A 16,924-nucleotide genomic window follows, 5' to 3' on the forward strand; every position below is an offset into this window, starting at 1 on the left:
GTAATCTGCGAGCCTCGCTTCGTCGTGCCACTCGCAAACATCGGCTCATCAACCCTCTATGGAAAAAGCAAGGTCAGCATGCAGAACCATCCTCTCTGGAACGCGATCGCGATCTTGGTAGCGCTCCTCTTCGTTCCCTCTTTCAGTGTGGCATCCGCGCAAGAAACGACCATCTTCATGATCGGCGACTCGACGATGGCCGACAAGCCCGTGATTCCGGAGAATCCAGAACGTGGTTGGGGACAGCTGCTGCAGTTATATTTTCACTCGCACGTGACGGTGGATAATCGGGCAGTCAATGGCCGCAGTTCCAAGAGCTTCCGCGCCGAAGGACGCTGGGATCGCATTCTGGAAAGGCTGCAGCCGGGCGATTGGGTTATCATACAATTTGGGCACAATGACGAGAAAAGCGATGAAGCTCGGCATACCGATCCCTTCGGAAGCTACACAGACAACCTACGTCGCTACGCGTTGGAAACGCGCGAGCGAGGGGCTCAGCCAGTGCTTGCAACACCGGTCGTGCGAAGAAACTTCAACCAAGATGGAGGCCTTCAACCGACGCACGGCGATTACCCCGAAGCCGTTCGACGCCTTGCCAATGAGCTGCAGGTGCCTCTGTTAGATATGACTTCTCGCTCGCGTGAACTACTAATTCAGCTTGGTGAGGAACGCTCTGAGAGGCTGTTCAATTGGACAACTCCGGGAGAATACGCTCGCTTTCCCAAAGGGAACTCCGACAATACGCACTTTAACGCCCTGGGAGCGACGCGAATGTGCGACCTGGCCGTCGCCGAGATCAAGAAGCACGTCACTGAACTGGCTACTCACTTGCGAGACTAGCCGAAGAAAACGCGGTTGAGAAACTCGCAGGCATTCGATGATTCTTTAGCCCAGGGCAGAAGGGTTAATCTGCCTGTTTTCGGCTGCGTTGGACCATCGAGACAATTGCCTGGCGACACGCCTCGGCGCTGCACACCTCATCGGGAAAGCCAATTCGAACTGAGTGGACACGCTCTGGAGTTGTGAGGCGAAGGTGAAAGCCGAGTCGGTCCACGGCTGTCATTTTCGCTTCGGAGGCCACGACTCCCTTCTCATGCTGGGCCAGTTCGAGCATCGCAGGCATGTGATCCCGATTCATGTGCTCAAGGATTCCCGAGGCTGCTTCGGCCAATGGATCGGGTACAGCCCGTTCGAAATCGGCGGCCTCAATCCAGCCCATGACACCGAAGCCCCCCACGAAATAAAGTTCGCTGGGATTCAGACGCCAAAAGGAGAAGTCTGCAAAGTCCACGTAGTATTTGGCATTTTCGTGGGCAGCCAAGTAGGCGGCACGGTCCGCGGCGAGTTCCTCTGATGGCACCGGTTCGGCGCTGCCGAGCAAGGTCATGCGGCCTGCCCCCAAGGGATCTAAGTGTGCGTCGGGCGCGGTGACAAATAGTGAGCAGCGGGCATCGGCTTTAAGGTTCTTCGTGTGCATCGCCATCGAGCTGACTAGGAACAAGGGCCGTCCCGCTGCGTCCAAGGCGTAGGGCATCGTCGACCCGAAAGGGAAGCCTGGGCATTTGTTCGAGTGCGTTGATAGAACCCCCGTTTGGTTGAGGAACAGCATCGTTCGCGCGCGTTCGGCGTAGGACGTCTCAGGAGCTGGATTGAGCTCTTCCGATTCGGTCGTGTAAGCGTGTTGGCGCGGTTCGGTCATCGTGAAGATGTATCCTGAAAAGTGATTGGCGGTAAATTGGAGCGCAGGAGCCGCAGTTGGCGATTGCCTCCGGCGGACAGCGACTTGTCGTTCGGCAGCTAATGCTGGACCGATTGTAACCAGACTTTGTCCGATTCCTATCACCCCAACCGTCTTCAGACAGTCGCCCCTCGAATGTGATCTCCAAGAAGAGCAGAGGAGTCCCTCCGGCATTTTTCCACAAGTTTGGAAGCAAGCTGAGATAAGGGGTCCTCCAATCGCAACCGGCCGTGAGATGACAGGTGATTATCGTATCTCGCCGCGTGAGCAAGCATGGGCGGTTGCCGCTGCACTGTGATTCGAGGGGCGATGATTGGGACCGACTCGAATGACATCCAAGTGGTCGACGGGAGCTCCCTTCTAATTCCGCTGCGGCACCCGCGGTTTTCGAGCTGGTTGCGTATCTGCAGGAACGTCGTAGCGTTGGCGGAGTCGATTGAGTTCGGTTGCAAGCGTTGCACGAATTTCAGCATAGTCGGGGTTGTCGGCTTGGCTTTGGAGTTCATGGGGATCGCGATGGAGGTCAAAGAGTTCCCAGGCGTCGATCTCCCCCCCGCCATGGTTTGGGCCGTAGTAGTGAATCAATTTGTGTTTTCCGTCGGTCACGCCATAGTGCCGGTTGACCGAGTGGCCGCCAGGGAATTCGTAGTAGTGGTAGTAGAACGACTTGCGCCAGTCTTCCGGTGTCTGTCCCTTGAATAGCGGAACGAGGCTGGCGCCCTGCATGTCGGCAGGCACGTCCAGTCCCGCCAGATCGAGAAAGGTTTCGGCAAAATCCAAGTTGGAAGTGATATCGGTTTCGTTGACGCTGCCAGGCTGGACGACTCCTGGCCAACGAACGAGGAGCGGGGTGATTAGCGATTCTTCATACATCCAGCGTTTATCAAACCAGCCATGCTCCCCCAAATACCAACCCTGGTCCGAGGAATAGATGACTACGGTTTTTTCTGCGAGTCCCTCGTCGTCCAAATAGTCGAGCAGGCGGCCAATTTCATCGTCGACCGATTTTACACATCGCAGGTAGTCTTTCGCATAACGCTGATACTTCCACCGGAGGATCTCCGTCTCGGTCATGGAGTCCCGCTTGGCTAGATAGGATTCGTTCTTAGCCGTGTAAGCCTGATTCCAAACTTCGAGTTGCTCTGGCATCAGTCCTCGAGGAACGGTCAGCTTCAGATCGTTGTCATTCATGTGGTCGGAGATCGTCATCGTCTGATTGGCAGCCGGAGTTTCGCGACCGGAGTAGTCATCGAACAGGGTCTCGGGTTCGGCAATCTCAACGTCGTCCAGCCAATTGAGGTATTTGGGGGCTGGCATCCAATTTCGATGAGGCGCCTTGTGCTGGAACATGAGCATGAAGGGCTTCTCTCGGTCGCGTCCCTTCTCAAGCCAGTCGATTGCTTTGTCTCCGATGATCTCCGTGGTGTAACCAGTGTGTTTGCGAGTGACAGGCTTGCCGCTCTCGTCGCTCGTAATCATCGGTGGGTTGTAATACGGCCCCTGCCCTTTCAAGATGTCGTAGTAGTCGAAGCCCTGCGGGGTGGAGCCAAGGTGCCACTTGCCGATGACTGCAGTCTGGTAGCCTGCGTGTTGCAGGAGCTTAGGGAAGGTCTGTTGGTTGCCGTTGAAGACATTTCCATTGCGGATGAATCCGTTGGCGTGGCTGTACCTGCCGGTCTGGATAACCGCACGGCTGGGGCCGCAAATACCGTTGGTCACATAGCAGCGATTGAAACGCATGCCTTCGTGGGCAATGCGATCCATATTGGGTGTGGATATACGGCTGTCGTCGTAGGCGCTGAGGGCCTGGACGCAGTGGTCATCGGTAAAGATGAAAACAATGTTGGGACGATCTGCAGCGCGAATCAGTGCGCTAAACGAGGCTGACAGGAAGATTGCGGCGATTAGAGCCTTGCTGAAATGCATGGAACACTTTCATGGATCTGAGTGAACGAGGGCTGGGGAGCGGGAGACGCGTGTCCCCTGCATCTCGCTTGAGTTTGCACTGGCCTATTGGGCTTTACTTCTTAACTGGTGTTTTCTCCACCCTGCCCGGTCGCTCGGGCGAAATCGCATTTCCCGGCCTGATCATCTCGGCGGTTGGCCGTCGGTTGGCCTTGATTTCCGCAACGTGTGCCTCATAGACACGCTTGAGTCGCTGCACGATCTGAGGGTGCTCTGACGCAACATTGGTGGTTTCACCAATATCGGCCACGGTATCGTAGAGTTGGTAGGGATCGGCCGAGGGTTGCCACGTTGCGTTGTCCCGAGCTTGCCTGCCTTTGCCCTCTTGCCATGGGTAGAATTTCCACTTTCCGCTGCGAACGGTACCCGGACCGTGCATTAGGACATAGGCCTCGTGCGGACTTTGGGCTCCCTCGACCCCGGCCATCAATGGCCAAATGTCTTGGCCGTCAATCTTGCGCTCGGGGAGCTCGCCTCCACAGAGTCGAGCCAGCGTGGGCATCATGTCGATGGAGGCCGCCACTTCCCGGCAAACCGCTCCTGCCGGAATTTTTCCTGGCCACCACATCAAGGTCGGTTCTCGAATTCCCCCATCGTAAACGCTGCTCTTTCTAGCGCGAAGCGGAAGAGATGAGCCTACCGCTGCTCCATTATCACTAGTGAATACAATGAGAGTGTTGTCGTCTATTCCAGCCGATTGCACCGTTCGAAGAATCTCACCAACCGACCAATCAACCTCTTCGATCGCATTGGTGATCAGGTCCTTGTCGGGATTGTTGAATGCTTCGGATACAGCCAGTGGCAGGTGAACCATCGTGTGCGGGAGATAGAGAAAGAATGGCTCCTCGCGTTTCTCCGTGATCCAACGAATCGCCTCCTCGGTGTAGCGACGTGTGATCGTCGTCTGGTCCGCAGGGTATTCTATGACCTCTTCGTCTCGCAGGATGGGTACGACGTTTTTGGCCTTGTGACCGGCTTGTAGGTCCGCCAGAACCAAGCCGTCGCGGAGGACGATCTCGGAAGAGAGTTTATTGGCCGGGTCGATCCACATGTCGTTGCTGTAGGGAATTCCCCAATAGGAATCAAATCCTTGATGAGTTGGTAGGCAAGGAGGTAGGTGACCAAGGTGCCATTTGCCAATGCACGCGGTGCGATAGCCGGCCTCTTTGAGCATATCGGCCAGAGTGACTTCGTCGGGGTGGAGACCTCGGTTGCTATTGGGGAACAACACCGCATTCATGCTGAGCCGCTGGTAGTGGCAGCCCGTGAGTAACGAGGTTCTCGATCCCGAACAAACCGCACAGCCCACGTAGAAGTCGGTGAACTTCATCCCCTCGGTCGCCATTCGATCGAGGTTGGGAGTTTGGGGGATCGTTGCACCATTGAATCCCACATCGCCGTAACCCATGTCGTCGATGAAAATGAGGATGACGTTGGGCCGAGGTGCGTCGGCGGCAACTCCCATGCTGGTCCAAGATGCCAAAATGGCGATGAGCACGATCAGGAAGTTGTGGAGCGTCTTCATAGGAATCAGTCTACTCTCGAGAAGTGGGGGGAGGGGGAAGCAACCACGATTGAGATCTACAGCCGCAACCTGGCCGATTTTTTGGGCTGGAATCTTGCATACTTATGTTCTGAGTAGTGCGTCGATCGTACCGGTGCTATCTGCAAAGTGATTGAGTGGTGCGCCCATTATTTGTGCTTGAGTGAGCCACAAATTGGCCAGTGGGGTCCCCTCCGGCATGTTGATGTGTTGTCCAGAAGTTAGCCGGGGGCCTCCGCCCGCGACGATGATGGGCAAATCATTGTACTGGTGCGTCGATCCGTCGCCCAAGCCAGACCCGTAGGTGAACAGCGTGTTGTCGAGCAGTGTCATTCCCTCGGCCTCCTCGATTGCCTTCATCTTTTCCAGGAGGTAGGCAAATTGCTGCATGTGAAAATGATCGACTTTGAGGAGGTCGTCGATCATCTTCGTTTGGTTGTGGGACATCTGGTGGTGGCTTCGTGGAGAGTCGAACAGCCCTTCGAACATGTAGGGTGTATCCCACCGCTCGGGGCCAATCATGAACGTGGCTACATTGGTAAGTCCGGTCTGCAGTGCGACGACCATCAAATCTCCCATGAGCCGAATGTATTCACCACGCGGTAGATAGTCGGCCGAGGGTTCGTCCAAGGAGACGTTCGATAACTCCGTTTTCATCTTTTCGAGGCGATTCATTTGGTTTTCGATCGCGCGGATGGAATCGAAATACTCAGCAAACTTCTGCTGATCGGCATAGCCCAGATCGCGCCTCAACGATCTAGCATCCTCAAGGACAAGGTCGGTGACGTCACGATAGCGGTCGATTTCCTGAGTGGAAAACAGTCGGTGGTACATTCTGCGTGGATCACGAATTGACGGAGCGACGTGCCCCGTCCCGTACCAGGAAATATTGTCAAAGTAGATCGACTCTTTGTTGTCCTGATGACTGTTGCAACTGAACTCCAGCGTGGGAAACGAAGTTTCCGCCGCGACATGGTCAGCGACGATGTGATCCAAGGTCCGGTTGAGCGGCCAAGCGGTTCCCTGCAACGTGTAGGGGACTGCACTGCTCAAGTAGCAAGACGCGCACTGTGCATGCACGTCGGTCCCCTGTTGGAAAACTCGATCCATGCCGGTGATGAGGTTGATTTGGCTTTTGAAGTTTGCCAGTGGTTGCAGCGTGGCGGAGAGTTCTTCGAGCGGCTTTTGGAAGAAGTCTGGATTCTGCTTGTCGAGTGACTTCATGACATTGCCGAGATTCCCTTCTGGGATCACGCTGTCCGCTTCGCCAGGAAAGAAACCGCGACGGACAACGCCGATTGGCACATAAAAATGTGCCATTCTCAACGCTGGTTGTCTGGCGGAAGTTGCGGCAGAAATGCTTTCCATCCAAGGTAATGTTAATGCAGCACCGCCTATCCCACGGAGGAAATTGCGTCGCGAAGGGATTTTCATGGTTCCTGTCCTGATGCATGCCGAGGGGAGGTGAGAGGGGTGCACTTGCTGCGGAAGGGTTTGCTTAGAATCACTTGCTTGAGAAAGGTCTGCATTTTGTAACCATCCTGAGCACACGTTGTAGCAATGTGTTCAGCAGCCAGGTGATCGGCCGCCTCCAGCTCGCGGGCTAGTGCAAAGGAAAGCAGGTGTTCGCCAAACGCTAACGCGAAACGGTCTTTCTCAGCAAGTATCGCATCTTTGAATTCGAGCACATTGACAAATTCGTGCTTCTGAAAGAGTCTACCAGCCATGTCGACCTCGCGGCCATTCTCATACGTTTCACGCCATACGCCGATGGGGTCGTAGTTTTCAAGCGCAAATCCAAGCGGGTCAATCTGCTCGTGGCAGCCTTTGCAATCGGAACGCTGCCGATGCATGGATAATCGTTCACGCAGCGTAAGGGATTCCTCTCCTGCAGGAGGAGTTTCATCCAATGCAGGCACATCTGCTGGAGGTGGATCGGGTGGGTTGTTGAAGATGACCGAGGCGATCCAAGCTCCCCGCGTGATCGGTTGCGTTCGCTCGGGGCCGGAGGTCATGGTCATTACCGCGGCGTTGGTGATGACACCGCCATCGCGGCGGTCGGTCACAGGCATCCGACGAAAACGCAATGCCATCACCTCGCCACCCTTCCCCGGCTGCGGCTTGCCGTTCGTGGGCCGGTAGGCTTCTTCGAGCAGAGTGGAGCGATAGGTGAAGTCTGAATCGATGAGCTGCGTGATCGATTGATTCTCGATCAGAACTGTCTCGAATAATAGCAAGGGTTCGAGCATCATATGCATGCTGTCACGGTACTTGAGGTAATAGAACTGAGGGAATCTTTCCCGACTTGGAATGGAGGAGATAATGCGGTCGAGTTGAAGCCATTGAGTCGGGAAGCTGTCGCAAAATCGCTTGAGTTTATGGTCTTTCAGCATTCGCTCGATTTGTAGATCGAGAATGTCTGGACGACTTAGCGTTCCAGCAGCAGCCAAATCCAATAGACTTTGGTCGGGAAGACTCCCCCACAGAAAAAAGGATAGACGCGACGCGAGTTCAAAGTCGTCAACTTCTTCTACCGTCCCACGCTCGTGGGAGGTCTCGTACAGGTAGAGAAATCTGGGGGAGGCAATGGCTGCTGCTGCGACCGCTTGCATTGCTTCGGTGAAAGGGGTTCCTGCATCGAGCCGTCGCAATACATAACTCGCGTACCGCTCGAATTGTTCCTCAACAATCGGTCGTCGAAAGGCTTTGGTGAGAAACGGCTTTAGGCGGCGGCGCACTTCGGTAGGGATTGTTTCCAAGTCCGTTGGGACTGCAAAAAACTCATCCCAAATCCCCACATTCTTTGAATCGAAGTCTGGACTCTGCGTGATTGACTGCCCCAATGCCAAGAATGACTCCATGAGGAGCGGTGACATGGAAAGATGATCACCACGATTGTCAAATCCATGCTCCGCTCGCAAATCTTGCGGAAATGCGGCGACATTGGCTAGTCGTGGCTCGATCAATTGCGATTTTCCCAGTGGGCGACTTCCAACTGAAACTACGTCGGCCATCTTTCCCGACTCAGGCTTGAAGTACCCATTGTGTTCCCGCATCATACGCTCCGGTAGCGTGAAGACGATGCACTTCAATCCGAATAAGTCGGTGACCGCATTGTTGTATTGAAAGCGGTTCATCCGTCGCATCGGCGTGTGAGAAAATCGCGGTTGTTTGGTAAGCGATGCATGGAGCACGGCGGTCAATCCCGTGACTAAGCTCTGCCGTAGCTCGGAATCGAGCGGGGGTTCGGCCTCGGGAGGCATCTCTTGGAGATCGAGGACACGAATCAGGCTGCGTACCAATTCAACGCGTTCGCCCAAACTGTCGGTATTCATTTCCAGGAGGTCCAAACCTCCCTCGGAGTCCTCGCCCGCTCCATGGCAGTTTGAGCAATGCTCTCGGATGGCTGGTGCGAGGACTTGGGAGAACGCATTGCTTTCAACCGCAAAGACGTTCGAACTCGGGAGATTCAGCCAACTAACGACTAGGACCGCGCACAACAAGATCTCAGTGGGGTGAAACGACTCGATCGACGGTGTTTCGGCATGTCGCATCGTAGTACCGGTCTGAAGGTGCGAATAAAGAATGGGCAGATGCTGTGCAAATTCCAGCCTCCTTCAGTCTAGCAAGGTTGCCAGCGCATTTCGGCATAAATGCCATTCCTTTGCCCAGATCATCGTTGTGACCGGTTTTCAGACAATACTGCGTTGTCCCGATCGTTTGCGCAAAATTCCGATCGCCAGCTCATGCAGGCGGGGAAGATGTGTGAGGGCGAAGCACGACCTTGTCCATCGCATGCTGTTGACAGCCAACGCCCTGGAACGCTTGTGGGGGCGAATGACACTCGTTAAATCGATGCCTAATTGTTCGGCTGATGCAGTGGGAACGTAAATTCAGCGAGTGAAGCACTGGTGCGGAAGGCCATCTGTTTGAAACCTTCGGAGGTAAATATGCTTGCGTTCTTGGACCGGATGGGCATTTTCCCGAGAGGTGCCCGCTTTGAGCTAGAGTATTTTCATGTGCCAAAGGTTGGGCGGTACTCGGCCAGCCACCTACCTCGATCGTATTCCGCCGCATCGACAAGTCTGGAGTCGCTGCCAACTGCCGTGTTATTCGAGCTGCTGTTTCGGCATTGGAATCGAAAAGGTTACTCATTCGACAAGCTGGTAATGGAGGGAGGTGAAATTCCCGCTGGCTTGCGCATCGCGGCTGTCTGGAGCGAGCCCGTCGATAGCTGCCTGCCGCAATGGAATCCAAAGGCCCACTGCTGTGGGATGGAAGTTTTCCCCAAAAAGATATCAGAATCGTCCTAGCGGAAACCTGCTTTTTTTTCCGCAGTCAGGGCAGAGCCAGCAAGTGCCCGGTTCGATGTGCGCATCGCAAAGGGCGGTCTTGTGTCGGAAGGGATGGGTGTGCGAACTCGGAGCAACCCACCAGTAAGCAATAGCGATCAGATGTACCGAAGAATCAGAGCAATGCGACGATTCTCCCGGTCGTTTATGCGTCGTTTATCCGGTCCTTTGAGCAGGAGACTCAGGCGGCAGACGGAGAGTCGGCATCGGATCCAGTACCGGATCAATGAGCCGGCTCGGCTTGGGGGGTCTCATGCAGTTTCAAAACAATGTCTACTGGAAAGGCATAGTTTAAATCGCCACGGATGGCTAAGTTTCTAGCCATGGTGCTCGGGGTACGCGCTCGAATCCCGCTAAACTGCACTTGCCCATTCACCTTGATCACGAATGGCTCGTCCAGGTCGAGCAGTTGGTCATTCAGATGGACCACAAGATCGGTGCTGGACAACGGTTGATTGGCTGTGATATCACCTTCTTCCGCTTTACCTCCTGGGTTCTGGTGAGCATTGATTTCGATGGTTTGGGTTTCCCGGTCAATCTCGGCGATGATGTGATAATATCCGCTGCTGGGCACTTCAGTGACCGATAGCCAATAGAAGTGGGGATTGTAGAAGCCATCCTTTTCGTGACACCGCCACACCACGCGCTGTGGATAAGGATTTCGGGTATGCTCGGACAGCCAATTGGGAACTGGAGAGTAGTCAATTCCATGGCCCTTCCCTTTTTGGATCGAAAGCAAGTGGGAGTAGCCGCCAGGGTCGGATTGATGAAGTTCTTCCAATTTTTCATGCGTCTTTTGAGCCAATTCTATTCGCCGGTACATCGTGTCGTGTTCGCCAATTTCCGAACGGAATGGCAAATTGCGGAGATTCTCGTAGACGACCTCGGCGCCTCCTGCCATGGGGCTGGCGGCCGCAAAACGATCGGCGAGTAGCGGGGCGAGGTGCCCCGTGCCGTAGCCACCTTGAGAAATGCCTGTGATGTAAACGCGGTTTGGATCGACGTCGTAGAACAGGATGCAGCCACGAATCAGCCGTTGAAAAAGTTCGAGGTTATGTTGATGGAACCAGCGTCCTCGATTGTCGTCTGCCATTCGCGGCACAAAGTACATTCCGTCCGGTTGGTACACCTTCCTCGCCAACGCAATCTGAGTTGTGAATTCGCGTGAATTGACCATCCAGCCGTGAGGGTCCGTCAGTTTCTCTTTCCCAAAATACTTGCCTCCACCGTGCATGCAGATGAACAGCGGCCAGCCATTGGGCGGCTTGTCTCCCTTTTGGAGTAAGCAACATGGCATTCTTTGCCCATCGCTTGATTCCATTTCAATGATATCGATTGATTGCGTGGGTGGAGTTGATGGAGCACTTTGGCCAGAGGATGTGGTCCGCCCAACTCGCGAGGGTTGCGGGATTTGTTGTTGCCAGCCCTGGGTTGTTGCGGCATCTCGGTATGCCTGCCATAGCGTGACTGCGAACTCGCTAGCGGCCTCTTGGCTATTTGTAGACAATTCCAAGTGCGGGGCCTCGCTTGCGTCAGTCCCTGATGGCTGAGCCGTCAAAACGACTTCTCCGCTAAGAACCTTGTCGAACCATGCTGTTGCCGCTTCGGCTGGATCGATTGCATTCGCTTCGTGGGATAGGAGCCCAGTGCACAGGAAAGCGAAGACTACCGGTAGGCAAGTGAATCTTGTGCGTTGAAGGTGCAAGCTGCAGACCAACATGGCGATGGGGCTCCGAGATCGTACTTGATGCGAATGCTAAATTTGGAGTCTGCGGTGGGCAGGGACTGGCGAACCGGGCTCTGGTGCTGCAGGTTGAAATGTTCTGCGGGCTGTTCAATTTCCCGCAGCGAAACAGGGGAGAGGGCCATTGTTTGGAGTGCCCTTCCCGTTTCGGTGCACTAGGGGATTCGATGCACTAGGCATTGAGGCGTCTACCCGTTGCCGACAGCGGCATCCCGATCGGCAATCAGCTTGTTGATTGCTTCATCGGCAGGGCGTATTTCGAACGGTCCCATCCTTACTCCGGGATGATTCGACATCAGTGCGATCGCATGATTCAAGTCGCGAGCCTCCAACAGCAGGATTCCGCCCAGCATTTCCTTGGTTTCAACGTATGGCCCATCGGTCACATCGACAGCGCCATTCTTCATTCTCAGCGTGACTGCGTTTCGTGCTGATTGCAGTGCTTCTCCGCCCAGAAAGTGCCCGCCCCGCCGTAGCTCATCGTCGTAGGCAAAACACTCATCCATCATGCGTTGCCCTTCCTCTGGAGAAACTGCCTCCAGCTTCGATTCTTCGATGAAACCCAAGCATACAAATTTCATTTCGAACTCCGATTCTATTGGTACCCGAACTGCGAACCAAACTAAGTCCACTAGGGAGTTCATCGAATGGCAGTGAGCAGGATCGACGCTGAGTCTGGGGATTGTGGGAAATGCACCGTATTGTCGACCACTTCGCCGCGTGCGGGTTTGTTCCCCAGCGGACGTCGCAGCCAGTCCCGCATGCAGTTCTTCGAACGACTAGGGGGCAAATACTGCAGGAAGTTCACGTTGGCTCAGAGGATTGGGATCACGGCTTGCTCTTCTTTGCTAATAGCTTGGTGTCGACCAGCCAATCACACATGCGTTGTGGCCAATCGCCGGCCGCATTGGTCGAGTCGGGACGGAATCCAAATCCGTGCCCAGCGTTGCTATAGACATGCATTTCGCAGGGCACCTCGGCTTGCTTGTACTGCAAATAGACTTGGGCCATGCCGATGGAAATGTCATCGCGATCGTGAAAGCCGAATGCGATGAATGCGGGTGGCATTCCCGATTCGACAGTAAAAGTGCTCGATTTTCCAGGGTAGATCAGCCCTTGAAAGTCGGGGCGGCTACTGACCCTTTCGATGGGATCATCGCTTTGCGGGTCGCCCTCCTCGGGATGCATCGCCGCGTAGGCGGCCAATTCGCCTCCGGCCGAGAAGCCCACGATGCCGATGCGCTGCGGATCGATCTTCCAAGCCTCGGCATTGGCCCGCACCATGCGGATGGCTCGCCGCGTGTCATCCATGGCGTCCCCCTCCAGCGTGTAGGGAGAGTTCGGTTCGCGACAAAGTCGATATCGCATCACGAACGCAGCGATGCCATGCTTGGCAAACCATTCTCCCAGGGAATCGCCTTCGTGCCCCAAGCAGAGTTTTTGATGGCCACCGCCAGGAGCGATCAAAATGGCGGTGCCCGTGGACTTTCCCTCGGCCGGTAGGTAGGGGGTGATCGACGGGTGATGCACATTGGAGAGGTTGGTCCCCTCCCACTTTTCCGGCTCGTTCATCCGCTCGACGGAACCAGGGGCACCTTCCGACCACAGCGGAATCTGGTCGGGCGCATCGGCGGCCCACAATTGGACTGCACCGGAAACCGACAGGCTTAGGACCAAGCAAAACGAGAGTAGACGTTTCATATCGCGAAGAACCTCATGGAGAATTGAATTTCCTGGCCATTGTACCTGCTGGAGTACTCAACTGCTGAAGGTCTTCTACAGCCAATCGCTGGACTCAACGCGCTACGCCGCGTTCAGATTGTCCTGTACCAATTTCCCTTCGTTTCGCATATTTCGACTCTTTCGCGGTTGTAGAATCGACCCCGTTGAACGGCAGCAATACAGGGGATGGGACTGCGAAAAATGCGAAATCCGAGAAAATGAGAAGTAAGTGCGAAGAACGCTCTGAACTTCCCTGAGGTTGTCCCAGGCGTACAGAGCACATTGCCATGGAGTGGCACCAGGCAACGGTCTTAGCTAGCAATACCGGAGTCTCGCGCCACTGAAGTGGACCGTCCTCTTGATAAGTTTCTCGAGGAAATTGGTCTGTCCGCAGGGGGACGCGCCGCCCGATAGAGTCGAAAGCATGTGGCGTCGTACGTACGCTGGCAGTATCACGCCACCACGACTCTGACGTCTTGCTGTCGGGCGGAAATAGAAACGGGTGCTCAGGGGGCACCCGTTCGTGAAATCTCGAAACTCGAAAACTGCATCGACTAGTTTCGACGCCTACGCAGACTGACGCTCATGCAGGCCACACCGAAACCCCAGATGGCCAGAGAAGCGGGTTCGGGAACTGTTGCAACCCGGGTATCGCGCACATACCACGTTTCCCAGACATTATTCAAGCTCCCGATATCGGAACCGTTCGTAATCCTTCCATCGTTTGCATTATTAAGGTCCACATGAGTGAAATTACTCCAGTACTCACTGGTAAATCTGTAAACCGAATGGTTGCTGTATCCACCTGCAGCGGAGGGGGTTGCCTGACCCGGTTTGGTGAAGTCTTCCCAAATCGGCTTGATCGCCCATTCCGCGAGAGTCGCGAATCGCCAGCCCTCCGCTGCCCGGAACGAAGGCGCCTCAATCTGACCAGGACCAAATTCATTTGGGGCAACCGGTCCCGCGTAGGTCCAGTCTAAGCCGGTGTTGTTAAAATCAATTAGTACTTCCGCATCGGGGATGGCAATAGCCGAGCCGATAATGGCTGCTTGAACCTGGCTTGCAGAAGTTGCGAATACAATCAACGCTGCTAATAAAATTTTCTTCATTACTAATACCTTTAAGAAACTAGACGTCATTCTCGAACATAGATAATTTTTGATTGAGAATCGACAACGTCTAACTAGGCCTTAGTATTTCCAGAATGTGTTTTTCAAAGACGCCGCAGTCGCGGACGGGAGGGCACGCACGAAATGGCATCTGAGCAGAAACGGAGACTCCTGGATTTAATACAGCAGCGCCGCCATTGCGGAGCGTCTCCGTCTCAGGCACAACCGAAAATTCTCGGTCCGGCTGCTGAAGAATAGGCACGCCTTTCACTGGAATCTTACCAGAGCTGGCCGCTTGGCATTCGGTATTCCCGCTTTCCCATCTCAAACCAGCCATTATTCCCCCGGAACAGGGTTCGCAAAAGGCAAACATAAGCACTGCTACGAGTACTTGAATTTTGAATGAGATGGAGTGAGGCATTGGGCTTGCCAGCAGAAATTCTCGGCAATGATCGTTGATTTGGCGTTCTCTGAGGATAGTATTCGCCATTGAACATAGAGTGCATACTAATCTCAAAATATCCAGCAATCAAGCGATTTACCTTTTTTGACGCTCCTATTCGGTAAAATCTCAGGCCTCCTTTCATTTACATGTAACAAAGAATGCTCTGCCCATTTGAATCCCCTGCCATGCCGCAGATGGCTGACCTGTCTGTACTTCACTTCGGAAGTACGTGAGGAGCAAGAGCTGCCCGATTATTCATGACGCGGTGACTACGTTCAATTGGTAGCCGACTTCGACTAAGGAACTGCTATACAGGGGATGGAACCGCGAAAAATGCGAAGTACGCGAATAAAAGGCATTGCCCCATTGGGCGAACGTTTCCGTCAAGAGGACGTAAAGAGGATTTGACGGAAAGATATACGCAGAAAAACACGCCCCATTGGAACAGAGTCAATACTGTTCGGCACGGAATTTGCATCGACTGGAGATGCTCGAATTAGCACGGTTTTGTGCAGTAAATCTAGGGACCGTACGCCTATCGGTGTGGCGGCGTCGTGAGCGCATCTGGCTGCCTCACTGAACTATGTACTATGGCTGCGAAAACTTCGGTGGATGATTCCGCTCTTCCGCTGAAATACAAACGTACTCCGAAGGTCCCGGAGGAGATTCGAGCCAATGGTGTGTGAGGCTAAATCACCTGTTCGGTCGCCACTCCATTCGATTTGTAACCCGGGGTACGCGTCAACCTCGTGGGACTCGTTTTCGCCGCCCTAGGCGACATAGGGTCGCTACTCCGTAGCTGTTGACCTGTTGGATTTGTAACCCGCCGCGTGACGGCTTGTTGATTTAATAGCGATTAAAGTTTGAACGCGGAGGTAGCGTTTCTAAATTGCCCTGCAGCGGTAATCGCCTGTCCTTGCTCACCGGGCTGTTGAAATAGTAACCCGCTTAGGCTGTGAATTTTTAGCCAAGTGGTTTGCAAATTAATTTTGGGCGCTACAACTATAGCATGAATACTCAAAAACCATCGCAGCTTGCTCGTGTTTCCCGCCCCCATCGTATTCAAGTGGAAATGCACATGCTTTCACTTGAAGATATGCTTCCGCGCGACCATCGTGCTCGCATTGTCTGGTCGTTTGTCAAAACGTTGGACCTAGAACCTCTGTATGAAAAGATCGTTGTCACCAAGAGCACCGTTGGCCGCAATAGTATTGCGCCGGAGATACTGGTTTCACTGTGGCTTCTGGCAACCTTGGATGGCATCGGCACAGCCCGAGAACTTGGTCGCCGATGCGAGACGGACATAGCCTATTTATGGACGCTCGGAAATGTCACGGTCAATTATCACACGTTGAGCGACTTTCGAGTGGAGAACGGAGCATTCTTGGAGAAGACGCTCGTTGACACGGTTGCCTCGTTGGTCGCCCAAGGTCTGGTGCCCCTGGAGACCATTGCCCAAGACGGAATGCGCGTTCGGGCTAGTGCAGGCAGTAGTTCGTTTCGCCGCAAGCCGACGCTTGAGTCATTGCAGCAGCAGGCTCAGGCTCACGTAGATAGATTGAAGAAAGAATCCGAGAACGAATGCGATCGTTCCGATGGAGACGCACGTCGCCAAGCGGCAGTCGAACGAGCATCGCGTGAGCGTCAAGAGCGATTAGATGAGGCTTTGCGACAGTTTGAGGAGCTTAGTAAGCAGCGCGAGTCTCGGAGAAAAGGTGACGGCGAAAAGACTCGCGTGAGCACTACGGACCCTGACGCCCGTAATATGAAGATGGCCAATGGTGGCTTCGATCCGGCCTTCAACGTCCAGTTCGCAACCGATGCTGACTCGCGAGTAATAGTCGCTGTCGATGTTATCAACTCGGGAACTGACAGTGGCCAAATGGCACCAATGCACGAGAAAGTGTGCTCAACTTACGACAAGACACCCAAGACGCAATTGGTCGATTCCGCTTACGCAACCAAGGGCGATGTTAAGACCGTGGAGTCTAAAGGGACCGAAGTCGTCTCCACGATCCCCCGTGGATCGGTATTGGAAAGCAAAGGCAAAGATCCTCACGCGCAGCAACCTGGCGAAAGCGACGAATACACAGCGTTTCGCGCGAGAATGGCCAAAGAGGAATACAAAGAGCTTTACAAGACGCGCCCGTCGGTTGCCGAATTTCCCAATGCGGACTGCCGCAATCGGAACCTTCGGCAATTCAAAGTTCGAGGACTGGTGAAGGTCAAAGCGGTAGCGCTATGGCATGCCGTGGCCTTTAACTTCACACGCATGGTAAACCTGGGGGCCTTGGCAAGCTAAGCAG

At 54.3% G+C, this 16,924-nt stretch carries 11 protein-coding genes; 2 read left to right on the top strand and 9 right to left on the bottom strand.

What is annotated here, in order from left to right:
• Positions 1-78: 78 nt before the first annotated feature.
• Entirely contained in the window at positions 79-840 is a 762-nt protein-coding gene (locus Q31a_RS00855; protein ID WP_145072649.1) for a rhamnogalacturonan acetylesterase, read from the top strand.
• A 64-nt stretch (positions 841-904) separates the two neighbouring features.
• Here the strand turns inward: Q31a_RS00855 and Q31a_RS00860 are convergent, their stop codons facing one another.
• From Q31a_RS00860 to Q31a_RS00900, 9 genes are all read right to left on the bottom strand, one after another.
• Entirely contained in the window at positions 905-1,699 is a 795-nt protein-coding gene (locus Q31a_RS00860) for a HugZ family pyridoxamine 5'-phosphate oxidase (protein WP_145072651.1), read from the bottom strand.
• A 399-nt stretch (positions 1,700-2,098) separates the two neighbouring features.
• Entirely contained in the window at positions 2,099-3,664 is a 1,566-nt protein-coding gene (locus tag Q31a_RS00865; protein WP_145072653.1) for a sulfatase family protein, read from the bottom strand.
• 94 nt (positions 3,665-3,758) lie between these two features.
• Positions 3,759-5,228 (bottom strand): sulfatase family protein, encoded by a 1,470-nt coding sequence (locus tag Q31a_RS00870; RefSeq protein WP_231691015.1) that lies wholly within the window; start codon positions 5,226-5,228, stop codon positions 3,759-3,761.
• A gap of 102 nt (positions 5,229-5,330) precedes the next feature.
• Positions 5,331-6,680, bottom strand: a complete 1,350-nt coding sequence (locus Q31a_RS00875) for a DUF1552 domain-containing protein (RefSeq protein ID WP_145072655.1) — start codon at positions 6,678-6,680, stop codon at positions 5,331-5,333.
• Positions 6,677-8,800: a DUF1592 domain-containing protein gene (locus Q31a_RS00880; RefSeq protein WP_145072657.1), complete on the bottom strand. Its 2,124-nt coding sequence runs from the start codon at positions 8,798-8,800 to the stop codon at positions 6,677-6,679. Before Q31a_RS00880 ends, Q31a_RS00875 begins: the two co-directional genes overlap by 4 nt.
• 1,021 nt (positions 8,801-9,821) lie before the next feature.
• Positions 9,822-11,318: a hypothetical protein gene (locus Q31a_RS00885; RefSeq protein ID WP_145072659.1), complete on the bottom strand. Its 1,497-nt coding sequence runs from the start codon at positions 11,316-11,318 to the stop codon at positions 9,822-9,824.
• A gap of 212 nt (positions 11,319-11,530) precedes the next feature.
• Complete coding sequence (locus tag Q31a_RS00890) at positions 11,531-11,923, bottom strand: YciI family protein (protein WP_145072661.1); 393 nt, start codon at positions 11,921-11,923, stop codon at positions 11,531-11,533.
• Between the two features lie 247 nt (positions 11,924-12,170).
• Complete coding sequence (locus Q31a_RS00895) at positions 12,171-13,043, bottom strand: alpha/beta hydrolase (protein WP_145072663.1); 873 nt, start codon at positions 13,041-13,043, stop codon at positions 12,171-12,173.
• Positions 13,044-13,618: 575 nt separating this feature from the next.
• Positions 13,619-14,173: a PEP-CTERM sorting domain-containing protein gene (locus Q31a_RS00900; protein WP_145072665.1), complete on the bottom strand. Its 555-nt coding sequence runs from the start codon at positions 14,171-14,173 to the stop codon at positions 13,619-13,621.
• A 1,454-nt stretch (positions 14,174-15,627) separates the two neighbouring features.
• Between Q31a_RS00900 and Q31a_RS00905 the strand changes: the two genes are divergently transcribed.
• Positions 15,628-16,920, top strand: a complete 1,293-nt coding sequence (locus Q31a_RS00905; protein WP_145072667.1) for an IS1182 family transposase — start codon at positions 15,628-15,630, stop codon at positions 16,918-16,920.
• Positions 16,921-16,924 lie beyond the last annotated feature (4 nt).

It is taken from the genome of Aureliella helgolandensis (assembly GCF_007752135.1).
Classification (GTDB): Bacteria; Planctomycetota; Planctomycetia; order Pirellulales; family Pirellulaceae; genus Aureliella; species Aureliella helgolandensis.